Origin of the sequence: Demequina sp. (assembly GCF_016278775.1) — a bacterium.
GTDB lineage: Bacteria > Actinomycetota > Actinomycetes > Actinomycetales > Demequinaceae > Demequina.
In genome coordinates this window covers 61,297-83,166 of sequence record NZ_JADQBF010000004.1, presented here as the reverse complement: position 1 = coordinate 83,166, position 21,870 = coordinate 61,297, and the positions used below count along the sequence as shown (strand labels likewise).

The 21,870-nt window shown below is 67.0% G+C and carries 22 protein-coding genes; 18 read left to right on the top strand and 4 right to left on the bottom strand.

Annotated features, from left to right (window positions below):
- Window positions 1–4: 4 nt before the first annotated feature.
- On the top strand, window positions 5–1,093 hold the full coding sequence (locus tag QZZ33_RS00655; RefSeq protein WP_291377538.1) for a PilT/PilU family type 4a pilus ATPase: 1,089 nt from the start codon (window positions 5–7) through the stop codon (window positions 1,091–1,093).
- 136 nt (window positions 1,094–1,229) lie between these two features.
- Entirely contained in the window at window positions 1,230–1,526 is a 297-nt protein-coding gene (locus QZZ33_RS00650; RefSeq protein ID WP_291377537.1) for a hypothetical protein, read from the top strand.
- Here the strand turns inward: QZZ33_RS00650 and QZZ33_RS00645 are convergent.
- Entirely contained in the window at window positions 1,523–2,071 is a 549-nt protein-coding gene (locus QZZ33_RS00645; protein WP_291377536.1) for a hypothetical protein, read from the bottom strand. The genes QZZ33_RS00650 and QZZ33_RS00645 overlap by 4 nt on opposite strands.
- An 80-nt stretch (window positions 2,072–2,151) precedes the next feature.
- Between QZZ33_RS00645 and QZZ33_RS00640 the strand changes: the two genes are divergently transcribed.
- Window positions 2,152–2,907, top strand: a complete 756-nt coding sequence (locus QZZ33_RS00640) for an MBL fold metallo-hydrolase (protein WP_291377535.1) — start codon at window positions 2,152–2,154, stop codon at window positions 2,905–2,907.
- A 2-nt stretch (window positions 2,908–2,909) separates the two neighbouring features.
- On the opposite strand, the gene QZZ33_RS00635 is transcribed toward QZZ33_RS00640, so the two are convergent.
- Window positions 2,910–3,800: a DUF817 domain-containing protein gene (locus QZZ33_RS00635; protein ID WP_291377534.1), complete on the bottom strand. Its 891-nt coding sequence runs from the start codon at window positions 3,798–3,800 to the stop codon at window positions 2,910–2,912.
- A 140-nt stretch (window positions 3,801–3,940) separates the two neighbouring features.
- Here QZZ33_RS00635 and QZZ33_RS00630 point away from each other — a divergent pair, with 140 nt between their 5' ends.
- The 4 genes from QZZ33_RS00630 to thrB are packed head-to-tail and all read left to right on the top strand — an operon-like array spanning window position 3,941 to window position 7,933.
- On the top strand, window positions 3,941–4,606 hold the full coding sequence (locus QZZ33_RS00630) for a hypothetical protein (RefSeq protein WP_291377533.1): 666 nt from the start codon (window positions 3,941–3,943) through the stop codon (window positions 4,604–4,606).
- Between the two features lie 38 nt (window positions 4,607–4,644).
- Window positions 4,645–5,940, top strand: coding sequence for a homoserine dehydrogenase (locus QZZ33_RS00625; protein ID WP_291377532.1), 1,296 nt, complete (start codon window positions 4,645–4,647; stop codon window positions 5,938–5,940).
- 2 nt (window positions 5,941–5,942) lie between these two features.
- On the top strand, window positions 5,943–7,001 hold the full coding sequence (thrC, locus tag QZZ33_RS00620; RefSeq protein WP_291377531.1) for a threonine synthase: 1,059 nt from the start codon (window positions 5,943–5,945) through the stop codon (window positions 6,999–7,001).
- Between the two features lie 5 nt (window positions 7,002–7,006).
- Entirely contained in the window at window positions 7,007–7,933 is a 927-nt protein-coding gene (gene thrB, locus QZZ33_RS00615; RefSeq protein ID WP_291377530.1) for a homoserine kinase, read from the top strand.
- A gap of 28 nt (window positions 7,934–7,961) precedes the next feature.
- On the opposite strand, the gene QZZ33_RS00610 is transcribed toward thrB, so the two are convergent.
- The gene (locus tag QZZ33_RS00610; RefSeq protein ID WP_291377529.1) at window positions 7,962–8,681 is read right to left on the bottom strand and encodes a TRIC cation channel family protein; all 720 of its coding nucleotides are present in this window, start codon (window positions 8,679–8,681) and stop codon (window positions 7,962–7,964) included.
- Window positions 8,682–8,765: 84 nt separating this feature from the next.
- Between QZZ33_RS00610 and QZZ33_RS00605 the strand changes: the two genes are divergently transcribed.
- The 4 genes from QZZ33_RS00605 to rho all read left to right on the top strand — a co-directional run bounded on the left by QZZ33_RS00605 (window position 8,766) and on the right by rho (window position 15,071).
- Window positions 8,766–9,353 carry a TetR/AcrR family transcriptional regulator gene (locus tag QZZ33_RS00605; RefSeq protein WP_291377528.1) on the top strand — a complete coding sequence of 196 codons (588 nt, stop codon included), beginning with the start codon at window positions 8,766–8,768 and terminating at the stop codon, window positions 9,351–9,353.
- A 4-nt stretch (window positions 9,354–9,357) separates the two neighbouring features.
- The gene (locus QZZ33_RS00600) at window positions 9,358–11,091 is read left to right on the top strand and encodes an ABC transporter ATP-binding protein (protein WP_291377527.1); all 1,734 of its coding nucleotides are present in this window, start codon (window positions 9,358–9,360) and stop codon (window positions 11,089–11,091) included.
- Between the two features lie 16 nt (window positions 11,092–11,107).
- Window positions 11,108–12,961, top strand: coding sequence for an ABC transporter ATP-binding protein (locus tag QZZ33_RS00595; protein WP_291377526.1), 1,854 nt, complete (start codon window positions 11,108–11,110; stop codon window positions 12,959–12,961).
- 235 nt (window positions 12,962–13,196) lie between these two features.
- Entirely contained in the window at window positions 13,197–15,071 is a 1,875-nt protein-coding gene (rho, locus tag QZZ33_RS00590; RefSeq protein ID WP_291377525.1) for a transcription termination factor Rho, read from the top strand.
- 95 nt (window positions 15,072–15,166) lie between these two features.
- Here rho and QZZ33_RS00585 read toward each other — a convergent pair whose 3' ends face one another.
- A complete protein-coding gene (locus QZZ33_RS00585) occupies window positions 15,167–16,099 on the bottom strand; it encodes a DUF559 domain-containing protein (protein WP_291377524.1) in 933 nt (310 codons plus the stop codon).
- 294 nt (window positions 16,100–16,393) lie between these two features.
- On the opposite strand from QZZ33_RS00585, the gene rpmE reads away from it, so the two are divergent.
- From rpmE to atpB, 7 genes are all read left to right on the top strand, one after another.
- The gene (rpmE, locus tag QZZ33_RS00580; protein ID WP_291377523.1) at window positions 16,394–16,603 is read left to right on the top strand and encodes a 50S ribosomal protein L31; all 210 of its coding nucleotides are present in this window, start codon (window positions 16,394–16,396) and stop codon (window positions 16,601–16,603) included.
- Window positions 16,604–16,624: 21 nt separating this feature from the next.
- Entirely contained in the window at window positions 16,625–17,710 is a 1,086-nt protein-coding gene (gene prfA, locus QZZ33_RS00575) for a peptide chain release factor 1 (RefSeq protein ID WP_291377522.1), read from the top strand.
- Window positions 17,710–18,585: a peptide chain release factor N(5)-glutamine methyltransferase gene (gene prmC, locus QZZ33_RS00570; RefSeq protein WP_291377521.1), complete on the top strand. Its 876-nt coding sequence runs from the start codon at window positions 17,710–17,712 to the stop codon at window positions 18,583–18,585. The genes prfA and prmC overlap by 1 nt, the downstream gene beginning before the upstream one ends.
- Window positions 18,586–18,624: 39 nt before the next feature.
- Window positions 18,625–19,278, top strand: coding sequence for an L-threonylcarbamoyladenylate synthase (locus tag QZZ33_RS00565; protein ID WP_291377520.1), 654 nt, complete (start codon window positions 18,625–18,627; stop codon window positions 19,276–19,278).
- On the top strand, window positions 19,279–20,478 hold the full coding sequence (locus QZZ33_RS00560; protein WP_291377519.1) for an MraY family glycosyltransferase: 1,200 nt from the start codon (window positions 19,279–19,281) through the stop codon (window positions 20,476–20,478). It begins immediately after the preceding gene.
- Window positions 20,468–20,908 carry a hypothetical protein gene (locus tag QZZ33_RS00555; protein ID WP_291377518.1) on the top strand — a complete coding sequence of 147 codons (441 nt, stop codon included), beginning with the start codon at window positions 20,468–20,470 and terminating at the stop codon, window positions 20,906–20,908. Before QZZ33_RS00560 ends, QZZ33_RS00555 begins: the two co-directional genes overlap by 11 nt.
- A 75-nt stretch (window positions 20,909–20,983) precedes the next feature.
- The gene (gene atpB / locus QZZ33_RS00550; protein WP_291377517.1) at window positions 20,984–21,850 is read left to right on the top strand and encodes a F0F1 ATP synthase subunit A; all 867 of its coding nucleotides are present in this window, start codon (window positions 20,984–20,986) and stop codon (window positions 21,848–21,850) included.
- The last annotated feature ends 20 nt before the right edge of the window (window positions 21,851–21,870 follow it).

Below are 21,870 nucleotides of genomic sequence, written 5' to 3'. Positions count from 1 at the left end.
AACCGTGAGCGACCAGCCCGTTTCCGTCATACCCCTCCTGCACGCGCTCGCGTCCACAGGGGGTTCCGACCTCCACTGCAAGGTCGGGTCTGCGCCGCGCATTCGTGTCGACGGCCGCCTGCGCAAGCTGCAGGTTCCGCCGCTGAAGCCCGAGGACACCCGCAACATGGTGGCCCAGGTGCTTCCAGAGGACCTGGTGGCGCAGTTCCGCGACATCCACGAGGCCGACTTCGCGTTCTCCCTGTCGGGAGTGGGCCGCTTCCGTGTCAACGCGTACGTAGCGCGCGGCACTGACTGCCTGGTGTTCCGCCGGGTCGCCGTTGGCGCCCAGCCGATGGAAGAGCTGGGGATTCCGCCGGTGGTCTCTGACCTCGCGCTTGAGCCGCGCGGCTTGGTGCTGGTCACGGGCCCAACGGGCTCCGGCAAGACCACCACGCTCGCGTCGATGGTCGACCTCATCAACACCTACCGCGAGGTCAACATCATCACGATCGAGGACCCGATCGAGGTGCTGCACAACGACAAGAAGGCGATCATCAGCCAGCGCGAGGTGCGCTCGGACACCCTGGACTTCATGAACGCCCTGCGCGGCGCCATGCGTCAGGACCCCGACGTGATCCTCGTGGGCGAGATGCGTGACATCGAGACGGTGCGCGCGGCGCTCTCCGCAGCCGAGACCGGTCACCTCGTGCTTGCCACGCTGCACACCGTGGACGCTCAGGACACCATCAACCGCATCGTCGACTTCTTCACTCCGCACGAGCAGGGTCAGGTGCGTGCGACGCTCTCCCAGACCTTGCGCGGCATCATCTCGCAGCGACTGGTGCGGCGCGCGGACGGCACCGGCCGGGCGCTCGTGGCTGAAGTCATGATCAACAACGGGCGCATCGCCGAGGCGATTGTCGACCCGTCGACGCAGCCGCCCATCGTGGACCTGATCACCGAGGGCGAGTACTACAAGATGCAGAGCTTCGACCAGCACCTGTTCCAGCTGGTCACGGGGGGCCACGTGACGTACGAGGACGCGATTGCGATCGCGTCGCGTCCGCACGACTTGACGGTCACGCTGCGCAACTCCGGCGCAGAGATCTAGTACCGCGCCCATTGCGGCGTCATCCCTGGTAAGGGCCGTTCGGGACGGGAATTGGAACACGCGCAGGCGCACCCCTGTTGCACCTAGTAGGCGGGCATTCCGCCAGCGAGGGACATACGGAAAGGGAGTGACACCCATGAACGAGTCCACGCACAGCGACAAGGACGTCACGGAGGGCACGCAGACCCTTGAAGACATCGCGGAAGAAGTAGAGCGCGAGCGCGAGGAGCGCGGCCGCAGCGAGTTCGAAGAGCCCGCCAAGCCGGACGAGCAGTTGATGTCCGACGCAGCGGCTATGTCAGAGGACAACCCCGACATCGACGCCGAAAGCCGCGAGGATCACACGACCGGTTCGGATGAGCTTGAGGGACGGGCCGAACGTGGGGCCGACGGCATCCTCCGCATTCCCCCGAACGCTCGGGGAGTGAGCTAGCGCAGCGAGGCCCATTCGGTGAGGGTTGACACGGCGTCTGCGATCTCGGTCATCACCCTGTCGTAGGTGCCCTGGTCAAGGCTCCACGGGTCATCGAGGCTGCGTAGCGGGGTGCGCTCCTGTTGCCCGGCAACGAGCAGCGCCCCTGCTGCGGCCCGCAGCCGTTCGGCGGGGGTGTCGCCTTCCGGGGGCCGCGCCCTGGTGGCTAGTTCCGCCGCCTGTTTCAGGCCGAACATGTGCTTGGGCCAGTAGCCGACCTCCCTTTCGATCCAGCGGGCATGCTGCTCGGTGGCGACCAGCACGAGGTCCGCGCGCTCCACGAGTTGCGCGGTCAGTTGGGTTGGCCGGTGACGGGGGAAGGTGACTCCATGCGATGTAGCCGACCGGCGGATCTCCGGGGTGGCGTCCATCCCGACCTCTGCGGAAATGCCAGCCGACGTGACGTCGGCCGCCTCGGCCCACTCGCGTGCAGCCAAGTAATGCATGGCGGGGGAGCGGCAGATGTTGCCGGTGCAGACCATCAGGACCTTCGCGCGCTCAGTCATGCGTCCACCCTAAATGCCGGCCAGCACGTGCCAGCCAGCGCGCACCCGCCAGCCAGCGAGCGTTGTGCCAGGATCGACGCATGACCTCTCCAGTGACACTCACCCTGGTTGGCGGCCCGACGGTGGCGATGCGCTACGCGGGACTCACCATCGTCACCGATCCGACGTTCGATCCCCCTGGTCGCCATGGCAGCGGCCTGACCAAGACGGAAGGGCCAGCGGTGAGCGCCGCGGAGTTGGGGCCCGTGGACCTCGCGCTGGTCTCTCACGACCACCACCCCGACAACCTTGACGACGCCGGACGAGCGGTCGCCCTGGACGCGGCGCTCGCGCTCACCACGGCGAAGGGCGCCAAGCGCGTGCCTGGTCTGGTGGGGATGAAGCCTGGCGACACTCGCGTGGTCGTTGGCGAAGCAGATGTGACGGTGACGGCGGTCCACGCTCAACACGGTCCGCGCGCCCTCGCCCCCGTACTTGGCCCCGTCATCGGCTTCATCCTGCGCGCCCAGGGGTGGCCCACCGTCTACTTCTCGGGCGACAACTCCTCGGTGGCCGTGGCGGGTCGCATCGCCGCCGACCATCCTGACGTGGGCTTGGCCCTGCTCTGCATGGGGTCGGCCAAAGTCATCAACCGGGGCACCGCGCCACTCACGCTCGACGCCTCCCGCGCCTCACGGGTGGCTGCGATGTGGCCTGACGCCACCGTCGTGCCCGTCCACGTCGATGGCTGGGCGCACTTCACCGAGTTGCGCGCCGACGCCGTGGCGGGGCTTGAGCGACGTGGCCTAGGCGGTCGGGTGGTGGATCTACCGCGAGGCGTGAAAACGCACGTGTGACGTTAGGCCGGATCTGCGTCGGCCGCGCCCGGTTGTAGCAGGCCGTGTGGCGCCGGGGGCTCGACCTGAACGGCGGGACGCTGCCCGCGCACGCCGTACAACTCGCCCTCGTAGCGCTTGACGGTCGCCACCAGCACAAAGCTGAGAGACACGAGCAGGGACCACGATCCGAACTTGCCCACGTGCACCGCCTCCCAGATCTCTGCCTGGTTGGGGTATTGCCACGCGCCCAAGAACGTCGCGGCATTCTCCGCGATCCACAGCGCAAAGCCGATCGCCACGAACGCCGCAGCGAGCGGCATGAAGTAGCGACGCCTGCCCACCGTGAAGTGCACCATCGTGCGGCGCATCTCCACTACGAACAGGGCGGCGATGAGCCACCGCACGTCCCAGATCCAGTGGTGCGTGAAGAAGTTGAGGTACGCCGCGACCGCCAACAGGGTCAGCGGCAACGGGCGGTAGTGGGTGACGCGCAACTCGAGCCGCCGCCACGCCTGGACGATGTACGAGCCCACCGCCGCGTACATGAAGCCCGCGTACAGCGGCACGCCAGCGACCTTGGTGAATGCGCTCTCCGGGTAGTCCCACGACCCGGCGTGCACCTTGAAGACCTCCATCGTGAGGCCCAGCAGGTGAAAGGCGCAGATCACCGCCACCTCGCGGCCGGATTCCCAGCCAGCCCACCACAGTCCAAGCGTCAGTGCCACGCCGATGATCAGCAGGGCGTCGTACCTGGCAAGGGGCAGGGAGACGACGCTCGTGACGGCGATGGCGGCAAAGATGACGGCCGCGAACACCAGGGAGCGCAGTTGGAGCGCGGCGAAGCGCACGGCAAAGCCCGCAATCCGGCGAGGGGTCCACCGCTCGCGCGCGAACACCCTCCGCTCGGCCATGGGCCCATTGTGCGGGATGATCGGCTCCCGGCGGGAAACCCTGGCGCGCGTCCCATGCCGCCGCGCCTACCGGTGCGCTAGCATGACGCCGTCGGAAGCGCCGGGGATGCGTACCGAGACACAGTTTCTAGGGGGCGACAGTGACTTCGCACACGTGGTGGGCGCACTCGCGCAGATGGATGGCCGGCGCAAGTGTGCTTGCCGTGGTGACCTTGGCGGGATGTTCGTCGGACGCGGGCTCTGACTCTGGGCCGCAGGCAGTTGGCGGAAGCGTGATCGAGTTGCCTGACCAGGTGGGCGACCTGTGGGTCTATTCCGAGGCGTGCGAGAAGACGTATGACGACAGTCCGGATCAGTTGAGCTCGTGCCTCGAGTCGGCCGCTGGCATGGCGCCTACCTACCAGGATTGGGCCCAGCGCATCTCGGCCGCTTACGGCGGCGCCGACGCTGGCGCGGGCTACTACACGACGGAGGGGCTGGGGGCCGGCGTCGACGCTGTGGTCGTCAGGGGCGACACTCCCGGCCTGTGGTCGAAGGACCAGGGCGAGGCGTGGGAGGAGCGTGCGGGGGTGCACGAGATGCATCCGGTCAGTACGGTCGACGGCGTCGATTGCCGCCTGAACCCGGACGTGACAGTCACCCTCGACGGTGAGGCTGGCCCGCAGGATTACTCTCTGGCCATGTGCCAGAAGTCGGCCGACGGGCTCACGGTGCAGCTGCACTTCTTCAACATTGACACGACGGACGTGTTCCCTGTTTCTGAGGGCGCGGAGTGGACCAACGCCCTGTACGACGCGGTGGCGTGACGCCCTGCCGCGAGGCGTGCCTCGGCTAGGCTGGGCCCGTGTCTGAGCCAGCGAACCCCGTCAAGATTGCCCTCTTCGGCCCCGGAACCGTCGGCACCCAAGTGGTGCGACTGCTCACGGAAAACGCGGTCGATCTAGAGCAACGCGTCGGCGCACCCATCGAGATTGCAGGCATCTTTGTGCGCGACACCTCCGCCCCGCGCGACGCCGTGATCGACCCCTCGCTGCTCACGTCAGACGCGCACGGCCTCATCGAGCGCGCGGACCTGGTGGTGGAACTCATGGGCGGCATCGAGCCAGCGAAGAGCTACATGCTCGAGTCGATAGGCGCTGGCGCAGCGGTGGTCACTGCCAACAAGGCGCTACTGGCGGCCCACGGCCCGGAGTTGTTCGAGGCCGCCGACTCGGCCAATGTCGATCTCTACTTCGAGGCCGCGGTGGCTGGGGCGATCCCCATCATCCGCCCCGTGCGCGAGTCCCTCGCAGGCGACCACGTGAAGCGCATCCTCGGCATCGTCAATGGCACCACCAACTACGTGCTCGATGAGATGACCACCAGGGCGCTCGACTACGACGTCGCGGTGAAGCAGGCTCAGGATCTCGGCTACGCGGAGGCGGACCCGACCGCAGACGTCGAGGGTCACGATGCCGCCGCGAAGGCCGCCATCCTTGCGTCGCTCGCCTTCCACCAGCGCGTGCACCTGAGCGACGTGTACTGCGAGGGCATCTCCGCCATCACCGCGGCCGACGTCGCGGCGGCTACCGAGTCCGGTCACGTCATCAAGTTGCTTGCCATCGTGGAGCGCACCGCCGGAGGCGTGTCCGCCAAGGTGCATCCCGCGCTCGTGGCGTTGAGCCACCCGCTCGCTGGGGTGCACGGCGCCTTCAACGCCGTCTTTGTCGAGGCAGAGGCGGCAGGCGAACTCATGTTCTACGGCCAGGGCGCCGGTGGCGTACCCACGGCGTCGGCCGTGTTGGGGGATATCGTCTCGGCCGCGCGGCACATCGCGCAGGGCGGCCGCGGGCCACGCGAGTCTCACTACGCTGACCATCCCGTGCTTCCCATCGAGGCCACGTCCTCGCGGTTCCAGTTGCGCATGACCGTGCACGACGAGCCGGGCGTGCTGGCAGGGATTGCGTCCACCCTCGCGCAGCACGGGGTGTCGATCGAAGAGGTGCGTCAGAAGGTGGCAGGGGCCGATACCGGCCTCGCGACCGTGGTGATCTCCACGCATCGTGCCCCAGAGTCACAGGTCACGAGGGTGCTGGATGCCTTGAGGGGCTCCGACGCCGTGGCCGAGATTCGCTCCGTTCTCCGAATCGAAGGGGAGTAATCGTGGCTGAAGTGTGGCGGGGCATCGTCAGGGAGTACTTGGACCACCTTCCCTTTGACGAGAGCGATCGCATCGTGTCGCTCGGCGAGGGCGGCACGCCGCTCATCTACGCCGAGAAGATCTCGTCGGAGGTGGGCGCCGAGGTGCTCGTCAAGTACGAGGGCATGAACCCCACCGGGTCGTTCAAGGACCGCGGCATGACGTCCGCGATCACCCAAGTGGTGAAGGACGGCGACCACACCGTCGTGTGTGCGTCGACCGGCAACACCTCCGCATCGGCCGCCGCCTACGCCGCCCACGCGGGCCTGCGGTGCGTCGTGATGATTCCCCAAGGCAAGATCGCGGCGGGCAAGATGGCGCAGGCGATCGTTCATGGCGCTGACCTGGTGCAAGTGGACGGCAACTTCGACGAATGCCTCGACATTGTGCGGGAACTCAGCGAAAGCTATCCGATCGCGCTGGTGAATTCGGTCAACCCCTACCGCCTGCAGGGTCAGAAGACCGCAGCGTTTGAGATTGTCGACCAGCTGGGCGAGGCCCCCGACATCCACATGTTGCCCGTGGGCAACGCCGGGAACATCTCCGCGTACTGGATGGGCTTCAAGGAGTACGCCGAGGCCGGTCGTGCCTCGCGCACACCCAAGATTTGGGGAGTGCAGGCCGCTGGCGCCGCGCCGTTCGTGCTCGGTCACCCGATCAAGGACCCAGAGACCGTCGCGACCGCCATCCGCATCGGCAAGCCCGCGTCGTGGGACCTGGCCGTCGCCGCCAGGGACGAGTCCGGCGGGTGGATTCGCGCCGTCACAGACGAGGCGATCCTGTCCGCCCAGGCCCGGCTGGCAGCCGAGGTGGGGGTCTTTGTGGAGCCAGCGTCGGCCGCGCCCATCGCTGGATTGCTGGCGGCCGCCGCGGCAGGCGAAGTGCCGCGCGGCGCCACCATCACGTGCACCGTGACGGGCAACGGACTCAAGGACACGGCGACCGCGCTGGGCGACCGCACCCTGGACCCCACCGTCATCCCCGTCGATGTTGAGGCCGCGGCCTCGGTGCTGGGACTGTAGAGCACATGCGTTACGCCGCCGATCACGTCCGCGTGAGCGTTCCCGCGACCGCTGGCAACCTTGGCCCGGGCTTCGACGCGCTCGGCATGGCGCTGGGCGTCACCGACGAGGTGGAGGTGTGGGCGTTGGGCGCCCGCGCCGTCGAGATCGAGATCGAGGGAGAGGGCGCAGACAGCCTTCCTCGCGATGAGACCCACCTGATCGTCAGAGCCATCAGGGAGGCGGCCGACGCCGTGGGCGCCTCCCATACCGGCCTGCGCATCGTCGCGCATAACTCGATTCCGCACGGCAAGGGCCTCGGGTCGTCCGCAGCCGCTGTGGTGGCGGGGATTGCCGCGGTGCGCGGCCTGATTGCCGAGCCGGAGTTGCTGGGCCCGGAGCAGATGCTGCGCTTGGCCACTCAGTTCGAGGGCCATCCCGACAACGCCGCGCCCGCGATCTACGGGGGAGCGGCGGCTGCGTGGCAAGACGCGGACGGCGCGCACGCGGTGCCGCTCACCGTGGCGCCAGGCATCGAGACGGCAGTGCTCATCCCTCAGTCGGTACTGCCCACCAAGCAGGCCCGCGCGGTGCTTCCAGAGTTGGTGCCGCACGCGGATGCCGCGTTCAACGTGGGCCGCGCCGCGCTGTTGGTGGCCGCCTTGGCTGGCAACCCCGAGCGACTGTTCGCCGCCACGGAGGACCGTCTGCACCAGGGGTATCGGGCCACGATGCTCCCTGCGGCAGACGCGATGGTCAGGCATTTGCGCGGCAAGGGCGTCGCGGCCGTCGTCTCCGGAGCGGGTCCCTCAGTGCTGGTGCTCGGGCAGAACCTGGGCGCCGCGGGCTTCGAGACGGGGCCGCTCGACTGGGCCGAGGGCATCGGCGATGACCACTGGCGCTGCGTGCACACCATGGGCCCCGTTCCCGGAGTGGCCGTCACGCGCGGCTAGTGCGACGCCGCGGCTGCCTCTGCCGCGCCTACTCGACGGCTTCCGTGCCGCCCTTGCCTGACCTCCGACGGCGCGCCATGAGGCGGCTGCTCTCGCGGCGCTTGACCCTGAGGTCGTAGGCCCGCTTGCGCGGCTGGGGGACGGTCACGTGGAACACGGGGCCCGTCAGGCGCACCAGCACGGTGGCGACTACGGCGACTCCCATGGACACGAGCGGCCGAGTTCCCGTGTAGAGCAGCGCGTACGCGACCGCGCCGGCCATGCCAGCCACGGCGTTGGGAGGGCCGACGTACATGATGGACGAGGGCCTGCCTTGCAACAGGTCCGTCAGAATCAGGCCGCCAACGGAGGCGAGGGTGCCGACGATGATGGCAGGTAGCAGGTCGAGGTTGGCGATGAGCGCGGCGTTGGTTCCCACGCATGCAAACAGGCCGATGACGATCGTGTCGATCGGCCACAGCACTGGGCCGAGCTTGCGCAGGTAGTACAGGAACAGCATGCCGAGCCCTGCCGCACCAGCGGCGACGGCCAGGTACCAGGGATCGCGAAAGGCCGCGGGCGGCAGGTTGCCCAGCAAGATGTCGCGCACCAGACCGCCGCCGAAGCCCATGGCCGCGGCCAAGGTGAAGACTCCGACAAGGTCGGTGTGCTCCTCCTCGCCCGCCCGCAAGGTGCCGCCGAGCGCGCCAAAGAACACCGCGATCAGGTTGATCACGAGCGGGAGTTCGAGGACATCGGGAAGGGGCACGTGCCCAGGGTAGGCCCGTGTTGGCGACCTCGCATGCGTCACCGCGAGTTGCGGAGTGAGTGCTCACTCACTTACAGTGTCCTGGTGAACCCGCAGACACCGAGCCGCGCCCCCCGCATGTCGGTCGAGGACAGGCGCGAGTCGATTCTCGACGCGGTGGTGCCCTTGTTGCTGAGTCAAGGAGCCGACGTCACCACCAAGGACATCGCCGACGCCGCCTGCATCGCAGAGGGCACCATCTTCCGCGCCTTCGCCGACAAGGAGGAGCTGATCCAGCAGGCGGTCGCGCGCTTCATGGACCCAGAGCCGACCTTCCGTGCGCTCGAGCAGATCGACCCCTCGCTCGCGCTCAAGTCCAAGGTGAGGGCCGTTGTCGACATCTTCAGGGAGAGGTCCGCTGGCATCGTCGGAATCATCTCGGCGCTTGGCCACCGCAAGCCGGCTCACGATCACGGCAACGACCCGCGCGGCGAGGCTCGCGCGGCGGCAATTTTCGCCACGCTGTTCGCGCCAGACAGCGATTCTCTTCGCGTCGACCAGTCGCTCGCGGTGTTCTTCATCAGGCTGCTCGCCTTCGGCTCCTCGATGCCGATGTTCACCGCCGATCGCGACGTAGAAACTGACGAGCTCGTGGACTTCATCCTGCGCGGCATCGTCAAGGAAGGGCGCTAAACCGATGCTGTGGACATTGCTGGTGAAATCGGTGGCGCCCTACAAGGGACTGTTGTGGGGCGTCCTCGTGTTCCAGCTCGCCCAATCGATCGCCAACCTCTACCTGCCGGGCCTCAACGCGGACATCATCGACAACGGCGTCGCCACGGGGGACACCGGCTACATCTGGCGCGTCGGCACCATCATGTTGGGACTGTCGTTTCTGCAGGCGGGGTGCGCCATCACCGGCGTGTACTTCGGCGCCAAGCTCTCCATGCGCGTCGGCCGGGATCTGCGCGCCCAAGTCTTTGGACGCGTCGGGACCTTCTCTGAAAACGAGGTGCAGCACTTCGGTGCACCCTCGCTCATCACGCGCTCCACCAACGACGTGCAGCAAGTGCAGATGCTCGTGCTCATGAGCGCGACCCTGCTGGTCAGCGCGCCCTTCATGGCGATCGGCGGCGTCATCATGGCGCTCCACCAAGACATCGGGCTGGCGTGGATCATGGTGGTCGCCATCCCCGTACTGCTCGCGGGGGTCGGTGCGGTCATTTCGCGGATGGTGCCGCACTTCAGGCGCATGCAAAAGCGCATCGATCAGGTCAACAAGGTGCTCAGGGAACAGCTCACCGGCGTGCGCGTGGTGAGGGCCTTTGTGAGGGAGCCGGAAGAGACCGCACGGTTTGCCAAGGCCAATGCCGACGTCACGGAGTCCGCGCTGCTCGCTGGACGGCTCATGGCCCTCATGTTCCCGTTGGTCATGGTGGTGATGAACCTCGGCTCCGTGGCCGTGCTGTGGTTTGGCGCCAGCAGGGTCCAGTCGGGTGAGATCGGCGTGGGCGCGCTGTTCGCGTTCCTCACCTATCTCATTCAGATTCTGATGTCGGTCATGATGGCGACGTTCCTGTTTGTGTTGGTGCCGCGCGCGGCCGTCTCCGCCGACCGCATCGGCGAGGTACTCGAGACCGAATCCACCGTGGTGCCGCCCGCAGACCCCGTCACCGACATGCCCACTCCCGGCACTGTTGAGCTGCGCGGCGTCTCGTTCGCCTACCCTGGCGCGGAGCAACCGGTGCTCGCGGACGTCTCATTCACCGCGACCCCCGGAACCACCACCGCCATCATCGGGTCGACAGGCTCCGGGAAGACGACGCTGCTCAACCTCATTCCCCGCCTGTACGACGCGACGGGCGGCCAGGTGCGCGTCGGCGGCGTTGATGTGCGCGAGCTCCACATGGATGCGCTGTGGTCCTCGATCGGCCTGGTGCCGCAGAAGCCCTACCTGTTCGCGGGCACCGTTGCCTCGACGCTGCGCTACGGCAAGGCCGACGCCACAGAGGAGGAACTCTGGGAGGCGCTCACCGTGGCTCAGGCACGCGGCTTCGTCGAGGCGATGCCCGCCCAACTCGAGACTCCCGTTTCCCAAGGGGGCACTACTGTTTCCGGCGGGCAGCGACAGCGACTGTCGATCGCCAGGGCCCTGGTGCGTTCGCCGCAGATCCTGTTATTTGACGACTCCTTCTCCGCGCTTGACACCGCGACCGATGCACGCCTGAGGGCGGCACTGCGCAAGGCGGTCGCAGGCGCCACCGTCATCGTCGTGGCCCAACGCGTCTCGTCCATCATGGACGCCGATCAGATACTGGTGATGGAGGACGGCCGCATCATCGCCAGGGGTACCCACGCCGCGTTGCTGGAGACGTCCGAGACGTATCGGGAGATCGTGTCGACCCAGTTGCGCGCGGAGGAGGCAGCGTGAGCGGGGAGGGAGTGGCATGAGCGACGAAGAGAAGCCCGTGGCGCGCCCCATGGGGCGACCGGCTCACGGCCCCGGCGGCGGCATGGCTGGCATGCCGGTGGAGAAGCCTCAAGACTTCCGCGGCTCCGTCGCGAGGCTCAGCACGCTCCTCAGGCGGGAGGCCGTCGTCGTCATCGCGGTATTGGTGATCGGCACCGTGGCGGTGGGGCTCGCGGTGATCGGCCCCAAGATCTTGGGCGAGGCAACCACCATCATCTTCGAGGGCTTCCTCACTGGCGACGGCATCGACTTCTCCAGGTTGCATCGCATCCTGATGGCGGTGGCCGTCATCTACATCGCGTCCTCGCTGCTCAGCTACCTGCAGGGGTACATCCTGAACGGCGTCACGCAGCGCACCGTGTATCGACTGCGCGAACGGGTCGAGGTCAAGGTCAACCGATTGCCCCTGAACTACTTTGACCGCCACCAGCGCGGCGAACTGCTCAGCCGCGTCACCAATGACATCGACAACGTCTCCCAGACCCTCCAACAGACCCTAAGCCAGTTGTTCAACTCGGTCTTGACCGTGGTGGGCGTGCTGATCATGATGCTCACGATCGACTGGCAACTGGCGCTCGTGGCGATCGTCTCGATCCCGCTCACGGTGGGCATCGTCACCGCGGTGGCCAAGCGCTCGCAACCCAAGTTCATCGACCAGTGGAAGCACACCGGCGAACTCAACGGACAGATCGAGGAGGGGTACACGGGGCACGCGCTGGTCAAGGTGTTTGGCCGCCAGCGCGAGGTCGAGGCAACGTTCGCCCAGAAGAATGAGGAGCTCTACGAGGCCAGCTTTGGAGCCCAGTTCATTTCCGGCATCATCATGCCGTCGGCGATGTTCGTGGGGAACCTGGTGTACGTCGGCATCGCCGTGGTCGGTGGCCTCAAGGTCGCGAGCGGAAACCTTGCCCTGGGCGACGTCCAGGCCTTCATCCAGTACTCCCGACAATTCCAGCAACCGCTGAGCCAACTGGGGTCGATGGCCAACCTGCTGCAATCAGGCGTGGCGAGCGCCGAGCGGGTGTTTCAACTCCTCGACGCCGAGGACCAGACGCCTGACGCGGCGGACCCGGTCACCCCTGAGGAGTTCCACGGCAAGCTCGAGTTCGACGAGGTGTCCTTCCGGTACAAGGACGACGAGCCGCTCATCGACGGCCTGTCGCTCACGGTCGAGCCGGGCAAGACGGTCGCGATCGTCGGCCCCACCGGCGCGGGGAAGACGACGCTCGTCAACCTGGTGATGCGGTTCTACGAGTTGGACGGCGGCCGCATCCTCCTTGACGGCGTCGACACGGCGCACATGACTCGCGACGACTTGCGCTCCCGCACGGGCATGGTGCTCCAGGATGCGTGGCTGTTCGGCGGCACCATCAGGGACAACATCGCGTACGGACGCCCGTCTGCCACGGAAGAGGAGATCCTCGATGCGGCACGCATGGCGTACGTGGACAGGTTCGTCCACTCGCTGCCAGAGGGCTACGACACGGTGGTCGACGACGACTCCGGCACCCTGTCGGCCGGTGAGAGACAACTCATCACGATCGCGCGGGCGTTCGTGGCCCGGCCCAGCGTGCTCATCCTCGATGAGGCCACCAGCTCCGTCGACACCCGCACAGAACTACTGGTCCAGCACGCGATGGAGCAGCTGCGCAAGGATCGCACCAGCTTTGTGATCGCGCATCGACTGTCCACCATTCGCGATGCCGACGTCATCCTGGTGATGGAGCATGGGGCGATTGTGGAACAGGGCACCCACTCCGAACTGCTCGCGGCCCACGGAGCCTACGCGCGGCTGTACGACGCGCAGTTTGCTGCTCCGATCGACTCCTGAGGCAGTTGCGCCCGACGCGACTCGGCCGGCAACGCCGTGCCGTGGGCAAGGGGTCTTTGCGCTCTCACTCACGCCGGTGCTACTCTTGAGGCGCTCCCCGGATGGACCCAAGTGCCCCGGCGAGCACCATTCCACGAATTGCGCGTCGTGTACGACGACGTTTCCGCACTATGGCGCGCACGTGGGCAACTCGCACCTCTGGAGCCACCGTGGCTCGTGCGAGGAAAGGAATCAAGTGACAGACACAAGCGTGGCCGGCAACACCAACGCGGCCCTTTCCGCTATGAAGCTTCCTCAGCTGCAGGCCCTTGCCTCCGAGCTCGGCGTCGCTGGCGTGAGCAAGATGAAGAAGAGCGACCTTGTCGCCGCCATCAGCAACGGCGGAGCGACACCCTCGCGCACCGAACAGGCCTCGAAGCCGGCCGAGACGGCCGACGGCGCATCACGCCAGTTTGGTGACGATGCGTACAAGCCTACGGACAACGCGAACGACGCCGCGGGTCAGGTTCCCGTCACCGAGCGTCGTGATGGCGAGCAGGGCGACACTTCGGCGCGTCAGACCGACCGTGAAACCGAGTCAGCTGACGCCGCCGAGCGCGCCCGCCGCGCCAAGGAGGCAGTAGCCATCGCCGCCACCGGCGAGTCGACGCAAGATGGGAACGAGCGCGGCGAAGGCGGCAACGACAGGGGCCAGCGCGGCAACCGCAACCGAGGTGGCGGTGACCGGGGCGGCAACGACCGCAACCAGGGCGGCAACGACCGCAACCAGGGCGGCAATGACCGTAACCAGGGCGGCAATGACCGCAACCAGGGCGGCAACGACAACGCCAACCAAGACGACGACGATCGTTCTGGACGCAGGCGCAGGGGACGCGGCCGCAGCCGCGGCCGTGGCCGCGACAACCAACAAGGCGGTAGCGCGCCTATCGACTCCTACGACGAGGACGACGTCAGGGATGACGAGGAGCTGACCCCGGTAGGTGGCATCCTCGATGTCCTCGACAACTACGGCTTCATCCGCACCACGGGATACCTGCCCGGCAAGACTGACGTCTACGTGTCGATGAACCAGGTGCGCAAGTACGGCATGCGCAAGGGCGACGCCGTGACCGGCGCTGCCCGCCTGCCGCGTGCAGGCGAGCGCGGCCAGCGCCAGAAGTTCAACGCACTGGCTCGCATCGACGCCGTGAATGGCATGACGGTGGAAGAGGCCAAGGCCCGCCCGGCTTTCGGCGACCTGACGCCCCTGTACCCGCAGGCGCGCCTGCACCTCGAGACGGATTCGCGCAACCTCACCAACCGCGTGATCGACCTGGTCGCGCCGATCGGCAAGGGTCAGCGCGGCCTCATCGTCTCGCCGCCCAAGGCTGGCAAGACGCTCGTGTTGCAGTCGATTGCCAATGCGATCTCGGTCAACAACCCCGAGGTTCACCTCATGGTGGTGCTCGTGGACGAGCGGCCTGAAGAGGTCACGGACATGCAGCGCACCGTCAAGGGCGAGGTCATCGCTTCGACGTTTGACCGCCCTGCCGACGATCACACCACGATCGCGGAACTCGCCATCGAGCGCGCCAAGCGGCTCGTGGAGATGGGCCAAGACGTCGTCGTGCTCCTCGACTCGATCACCCGCCTCGGCCGCGCCTACAACTTGGCCGCCCCAGCGTCGGGCCGGATCTTGTCCGGTGGTGTCGACTCGTCGGCCCTCTACCCGCCCAAGCGCTTCTTTGGCGCCGCCCGCAACATCGAACACGGCGGCTCGCTCACCATCCTCGCCACCGCGCTCGTCGAGACCGGTTCCAAGATGGACGAGGTCATCTTCGAGGAGTTCAAGGGCACCGGCAACATGGAGCTCAAGCTGTCGCGCCAACTGGCCGACCGCCGCATCTTCCCGGCAGTGGACGTCAACGCGTCCGGAACGCGCCGCGAAGAGATCCTCATCAGCCCGGAAGAGCTCAAGGTCAACTGGAAGCTGCGTCGCGTCCTCACGGGACTCGAGCAGCAGCAGGCGATTGAGCTGCTCCTCGGGCGTCTCAAGGAGAACAAGACCAACGCCGAATTCCTGATGACCGTGGCCAAGACCACGCCTGCAGGGCCGGAAGACAAGGAATAGTCTCCGCTTCCGCGACGGGGGCCCGATGCCAGGTTTGGCGTCGGGCCCCCGCGCTGGAAGTGCATGAGCGCACGCCAATTGCCGCAACCGTGCGTTCATGCACTTCCAGGAGGCGCGAGCCGGGTAGTCATGATTGCCAGGAGCCGGTCCCGACACCACGCTGGTCGCCGCACCACGTCGTCCCAACCGAACCGCACGGTCACATAACCTTCAGCGAGGAAGTCCGCATCCCGAGCACGATCCGAGCGCAGCGCCTTGGGCGTCGAGTGGTAGCGCTCGCCGTCGAGTTCCACTACCAGCATCGCGCGTCTGTGCAGCATGTCCACAGTCGCGTTGCGTGCCCCGACCCTCAGGTGGACCTGCCACTCGAACTCGTGGAACCGCTCGTCGGCGAACGTCTCGTGTTGTGCCCGCACCTCGAGCGGTGAGGTCGCGCCTTCAGCGAACCATGCGAGCACCTGCTCCAGTTCGCGTCGCCCCGCCACCCGTGGCGTGCGCGCAGCCTCTCGCGGCAGCTGCCGCCACGTGCAGACCCGCGCCCAGAGCGCCTCGTACAGCACACTGCGCCGGTCGCGCGGCGCCGCGTATCTCCACGCGTCCAACAGTGCGCGCTCGGGAACGACGGAGGCCACACCCTGAGGGCTCCCTTGCGCGCGCAACGGGCCAGTCTGATGAAGCCTCACCCAGTCGGGCGCGCGCAGGTGTTGACCGTCTTCCACGAGAAGGTCCACTCGCGCCGGAACCGGGAGCGCCTGAGCGTACAAGTGAAGCGCCAGTTCGCCGGTCACGAGGCCCCGTGGATACCAGAGATTGAGCGCCTCGCCCATGACGATGGGGTCGAGGGCGTGTGCCGCGCCACAGTAGATGCCGGGCAGTATCCGCACCACGGATCCATGACGAACCGCTGCGGTGAGGCGTCGATGCGACCAGACGTCCAGGAGTTCGGCGCGTGAGAAGCTATGGCGGTTCACCTCGAGGTATTCATCGAGAGTCCCTCGTGCAGGGGACAGCCCGGCGATGATGCGCATGATGTCATCGAACCGTCGCCGACAGTGCTCGCGGAACCCGTGAGGCTGATCTGTGGAGAACTTCCGTTCGCTACAAGTGCACCGCAGCACGGTCTCGCCTCACCGCGTGCGCTGTTGCACTGCTAGAGATGTGCACGGGCTGTGGCCCGCGCAACTGCTCAGTCAGGCTGTCCGTGCGTCCGCGGGAGCATCGATTAGTCGGGGGCGCTCCGTTCTGGCAGAATGGAACGCTGGCTGGCCGGTTCACCGTCGCAAGGTATGCACACGGACCCGGCAGCATCCTAAAGGGAGATCATGAAGAAGGACATTCACCCCGAGTACGTGGCCACCACTGTCACGTGCACCTGCGGCAACGTGTTTGAGACCCGCAGCACCGTCACGTCCGGCAAGATCAACGTCGAGGTCTGCTCGGCCTGCCACCCGTTCTACACGGGCAAGCAGAAGATCATGGACACCGGAGGCCGCGTGGCAAGGTTCCAGAAGCGCTACGGCGCCAAGGACTAAGCGACCGGGCGTCGCGACAACGTGGCAGAAGCATTCGCAGCCGTCCAGCCGTTGCTTGACGAGTACGACGAGATCGAGCATCAGCTCTCCGACCCCGCGGTTCACGCCGACGGGGGGAGGGCGCGCACGCTCGGGCGGCGGTTTGCTGAGTTGGGCCGCGTTGTCGCGGCGCACCACGCATGGGAGGCCGCGCAAGACGACCTCGCCGCCGCGAGGGACATGGCGGAGACCGACCCCGAGTTCGCGGCGGAGATTCCCGACCTCGAGGCCGCTGCCGAACAGGCGACGGAGACCCTGCGCCGCATTCTGATCCCGCGCGATCCTGACGACGCCCGCGACGTGATCCTCGAGATCAAGTCGGGAGAGGGCGGCGAGGAATCGGCTCTGTTCGCTGGCGACTTGCTGAAGATGTATCTCAAGTTCGCCGAGGCCAAGGGTTGGAAGGCCGAGGTGCTCGAGGCGACAGAGACGGACATGGGCGGCTTCAAGGACATCTCGGTCGCCCTCAAGTCCAAGGGCAATCCCGAGCCCCAAGACGGCGTGTGGGCCCACCTCAAGTACGAGGGTGGGGTGCACCGCGTGCAGCGCGTGCCAGCCACCGAGTCCCAGGGCCGCATCCACACCTCTGCCGCTGGAGTGCTCGTCTACCCAGAGGTCGAAGAGGTCTCCGAGATCGAGATCGACATGAACGACGTGCGCGTCGACGTGTTCCGTTCCTCCGGCCCCGGCGGACAGTCCGTCAACACCACCGACTCTGCCGTGCGCCTCACGCACGTTCCCACGGGCATCGTGGTGAGCTGTCAGAACGAGAAGAGCCAACTCCAGAACAAGGAGTCGGCGCTGCGCATTCTGCGCGCCCGCCTCTTGGCCGCCCAAAAGGAGGCAGCCGATGCCGAGGCCCACGACATCCGCAAGTCGCAAGTGCGCACGGTTGACCGTTCCGAGCGCATCCGCACCTACAACTACCCGGAGAACCGCATCGCGGATCACCGCACCGGCTACAAGTCGTACAACCTCGATCACGTGCTCGCGGGCGAACTTGGCCCGGTGATCCAGTCGGCGATCGACGCCGACGAGGCCGCGCGGCTCGACGCGTACGAGGAGTAATGGCGCGGCTCGGCGAGCGGGTGCGCGAGGCGGCCCGAACGCTCGCCGCGGCTGGGGTCCCCTCGCCCGACCACGACGCCCGAGAACTCGCCGCTCACGTGTTGGGGGAGCCCCGGTACCCGGTCCTTGAGCCGGACGACGTTCCGGCGAGCTTTGACGACGACTACGCCCTGGTGGTGTCTCGCCGCGCCGCCCGCGAGCCGCTGCAACACATCCTTGGCTACACGGTGTTCCGTCACGTGAGGCTCACGATCGACCCGACCGTCTTTGTGCCCCGGCCGGAGACAGAGGTGGTCGCGGAAGTCGCCATTGACGAGGCTGCCCGGCTGGCAGACGAAGGCGGCACACCGCTGGTGGTGGACCTGTGCTGCGGATCGGGCGCGATCGCGGCCTCTGTACACGCGGAAGTCCGGCGAGCCATCGTGGTAGCCGTAGACGCCTCGCCGGACGCGGCCCGGATGACGCGCGCCAACGTCGGCCGCGTCGGCCCCGCCGGAGATCTTGGACCGCGTGTGGAGACAGGCGATGTCACGGATGCAGCGCTGCTCGAAGATCTCAACGGAAGCGTCGACGTCGTCGCCTCCAACCCGCCTTACATCCCGCCGGGAGCCGTCCCGCGTGACCCAGAGGTACGCGACTACGACCCCGCATTGGCGCTGTACGGAGGCGGGGAGGATGGGCTGGACGTTCCCCGCGCGGTGATCGCCACCGCCGCGCGCTTGCTGCGGCCGGGCGGCCTGCTGGTCATGGAGCATGCGGAGGTGCAGGGCGCGCAGGCGCGCGACGCCGCCCTCGCCGCCGGAGACTTCCACCACATCGAGACACGCCAAGACCTCACGGGCCGCGATCGAATGCTCGTGGCGCGGCGGCGCTGACACGTCCGCCCGGTGCCCCCGTCATGCCACACTGGGGGCGTGATTCTGCCCTGCTTCGACCCGGCCACGTGGGGTCCGTCGCTTGACGCCGCCGTCCATGCGTTGTCGCGTGGCGAAGTTGTGGTGCTACCGACCGACACGGTCTATGGAGTGGGCGCCGATGCGTTCCAGCCAGAGGCCGTGGCCAGGGTGCTCGCGGCGAAGGGTCGCGACCGGCAGATGCCGCCCCCCGTGCTGATCCCCTCAGTACGCACGGTGGACGGCCTCGCCCGCGACGTGCCAGCGCCGGCGCGTGCGCTCATGGAGGCATGCTGGCCCGGCCCCCTCACTGTCATCGTCGCGGCCCAGCCGAGCCTTGCGTGGGACCTGGGGGAGACCCGCGGCACCGTCGCATTGAGGGTCCCTGACCACGCCGCTGCTCTCGCGCTACTCGCGCGGACCGGGCCGCTCGCCGTCACCAGCGCCAACCGGACTGGCCAACCGGCGGCCACCACGGCGGACGACGCCAAGGTTCAGTTGGGCGATGCCGTGTCCGTCTATCTCGATGCAGGAGACAGCGCGCTGGGCTTGGCGTCGACGATCGTGGATGCCAGCGGTACCGCACTGCGGGTGGTGCGAGAAGGCGGCGTGAGTTGGGACCAACTCGTCGAGATCGTCGGTGTGCAGGCCTTCGACGAGGAGGCAGGCGCGTAAATGAAGGTCTACCTGACGCTGCTCGTGGTGTCCGCGCTCGTCACGTACGTCGCGACTCCCGCGATGCGCCACTTGGCGATCCGCCTGGGTGCCGTCACGGCCGTCCGCGCTCGCGACGTGCACGTGGTGCCCACGGCCCGTCTCGGCGGAGTCGCGATCTTTTTGGGACTGGCCGCTGGTCTGCTACTCGCCTCGACCATCCCGTTCCTATCCGGAGTCTTCGAGGTGTCGAACAGCGCCTGGGCCGTGATGGCAGGGGCGGGGCTGGTGTGTGCCGTCGGCGTCGTCGATGATGTCTGGGACCTCGACTGGATGGCGAAGCTCGCAGGGCAGATCCTCGCCGCATTGCTGATGGCGTGGGGAGGTGTCCAACTCGTCGCGCTGCCGATCGGTGGACGCACGATCGGCGATAGCTACCTGTCCTTGATCGCGACCGTGGTGATCGTGGTGGTCGCCATCAACGCCGTGAACTTTGTGGACGGTCTTGACGGCCTCGCGGCCGGCCTGGTGGCCATTGGGGGCGTGGCGTTCATGGTCTATACGTACGCCCTCGCTCGGGACGCGTCCCCAGGCGACTACTCCTCGCTCGCGACGTTGCTTGCGGCGGTCATGGTGGGAGCGTGCCTGGGGTTCCTCCCGCACAACGTGCACCCCGCCCGCATCTTCATGGGCGACTCAGGATCGATGGTGCTGGGTCTCGCCTTTGCGGCCGCCTCCATCACCGTGACCGGCCAGATCGACCCAGAGGTGGTCAGTCAGCGCGCCCAGATCCCAGCATTCCTGCCGATCCTGTTGCCGCTCGCGGTGGTCGCTATCCCGCTGCTCGACATGGGGCTGGCGTTCCTCCGCCGCCTGGGCAAGGGCCAGTCTCCCTTCCAGCCGGACACCCACCACCTGCATCACCGGCTGCTACGTTTCGGCCACTCCCATCGGTGGGCCGTCGCGGTGCTGTGGCTGTGGACGTTTGTCTTCTCCTTCTCCGCGGCGTCGGTGGTGGTGGTGCGTTTGCGGTACGCGGCCCTGATGCTCGCAATCGGGCTGGTCACGGCGGCGGCGATTACCTTCTCACCTGGGCTGCGTCGGTTCTTTGGACGCGCGTGGCGCAGGATGGGTGCGGCAGCGGCCCCGGTGCGTAAGATCACGCCGGAAGGGCGCCACCAGGAACAGGACACGGAGCGGGAGGCCCAACGTGGCGGGTGACACGAACGACGACGCGGAGGCCAGGGCGTACCGGTGGGCCTTGACCGCGACGGGCATCTCGCTCGCCGCCATCGCGGTGGTGAGCGCAGCGGCGGCGGCGGCCCTGCGCGGACCTGATGGTGTCTGGGCCGCCCTCGCGGGGGTCGCCCTCGCCGCCTTGTCAGGGATGGTGACTCAGGGCGCGATGATCGTGGGTCATCGGCGCGACCCCGCGGTCTTCGCCAGCATCGTCGGCGGTGCGTGGCTTGCCAAGATGTCGGTGATCGTCGTCGGAGTATTGCTGCTGAGCCGCGTCGACGGCATCGACCGTTCGACCTTCGGGATTGTCGTGCTGATTGGCGTCAGTGCAACGTTGGCGATAGACCTGTTTGCGGTGAGGAGATCTCGAGTTTCGTACACCGGATCGAGTTCTAACGGCGAGCGGTCATAGGTTAGGCTTGCGTCCAGTTCCACACAGTCACGGGCGCCACGTGAACGCGCGCCCTGCCGCCCACCCCAGGGAGAGATGCGAGTGCTGAACCTGGCCGCCACCGCGCTGACGGCTGTCGACGACGGCACCGCCGAAGGCACGTCGCAGAACTTCTTCGAGTGGCTCTTCACCTCGACGGGTTTTCACCCGCCGTCTGTCGGGGACCTCAACCCTGAAGCCCTGCTATTCGGCGGCACGATTCTCGAGTTCAACCGCATCACGATGGTGCGTGTCATCGCGGCTGTCGTGATGATCGGGATCGTGTGGCTTGTGGCTGCTCGCGCCAAGGTAGTGCCAGGGCGCGGTCAGGCCGCTGTGGAGATGGCACTCGACTTTGTGAGGGTGCAGATCGCAGAGGAGGTGATGGGTGCGGAGCGGGCCCGCAAGTACGTGCCGTTCTTGACCACCTTGTTCATTGCGATCGTCTTCTTCAACATCACCGGTGTGGTGCCGCTGCTCAACATCGCGGGAACCTCGCTCATCGGCTTGCCCATCATCATGGCGCTATGGGTGTACGTCATGTACCTCGGGGCAGGGGTGCGCAAGCACGGTCTAGGTGGCTACCTCAGATCGAGCCTGTTCCCTCCCGGCGTTCCGTGGCCCATCTACTTCCTGCTCACGCCCATCGAGGCACTGCAGGTCTTCTTCTTGCGACCAGCGACGCTGGCACTGCGACTCGCGGCCAACATGATCGCCGGTCACCTGATGCTCGTACTGACCTTTTCCGCCACCCACTACTTCTTGCTGGAGGCGACAGGCGCTCTCAAAGCAGCAGGTGCAGTTTCTCTTGCCGCCGCGCTCGCGTTTACGCTGTTTGAAATCTTCGTGGCACTGCTCCAGGCGTATGTGTTCGTCATGCTCGCCACCGTGTACCTCAATATGTCCCTAGAAGAAGCCCACTAGACCATCACCCAAGACCTGCG

Coding starts and splice junctions, on each gene's coding strand:
- QZZ33_RS00650 (WP_291377537.1), top strand. CDS start 1,230: ATGAACGAGTCCACGCACAGCGACAAGGACGTCACGGAGGGCACGCAG.
- QZZ33_RS00645 (WP_291377536.1), bottom strand. CDS start 2,071: ATGACTGAGCGCGCGAAGGTCCTGATGGTCTGCACCGGCAACATCTGC.
- QZZ33_RS00640 (WP_291377535.1), top strand. CDS start 2,152: ATGACCTCTCCAGTGACACTCACCCTGGTTGGCGGCCCGACGGTGGCG.
- QZZ33_RS00635 (WP_291377534.1), bottom strand. CDS start 3,800: ATGGCCGAGCGGAGGGTGTTCGCGCGCGAGCGGTGGACCCCTCGCCGG.
- thrB (WP_291377530.1), top strand. CDS start 7,007: ATGCGTTACGCCGCCGATCACGTCCGCGTGAGCGTTCCCGCGACCGCT.
- QZZ33_RS00600 (WP_291377527.1), top strand. CDS start 9,358: ATGCTGTGGACATTGCTGGTGAAATCGGTGGCGCCCTACAAGGGACTG.
- QZZ33_RS00595 (WP_291377526.1), top strand. CDS start 11,108: ATGAGCGACGAAGAGAAGCCCGTGGCGCGCCCCATGGGGCGACCGGCT.
- QZZ33_RS00585 (WP_291377524.1), bottom strand. CDS start 16,099: ATGCGCATCATCGCCGGGCTGTCCCCTGCACGAGGGACTCTCGATGAA.
- rpmE (WP_291377523.1), top strand. CDS start 16,394: ATGAAGAAGGACATTCACCCCGAGTACGTGGCCACCACTGTCACGTGC.
- prmC (WP_291377521.1), top strand. CDS start 17,710: ATGGCGCGGCTCGGCGAGCGGGTGCGCGAGGCGGCCCGAACGCTCGCC.
- QZZ33_RS00560 (WP_291377519.1), top strand. CDS start 19,279: ATGAAGGTCTACCTGACGCTGCTCGTGGTGTCCGCGCTCGTCACGTAC.
- atpB (WP_291377517.1), top strand. CDS start 20,984: ATGCGAGTGCTGAACCTGGCCGCCACCGCGCTGACGGCTGTCGACGAC.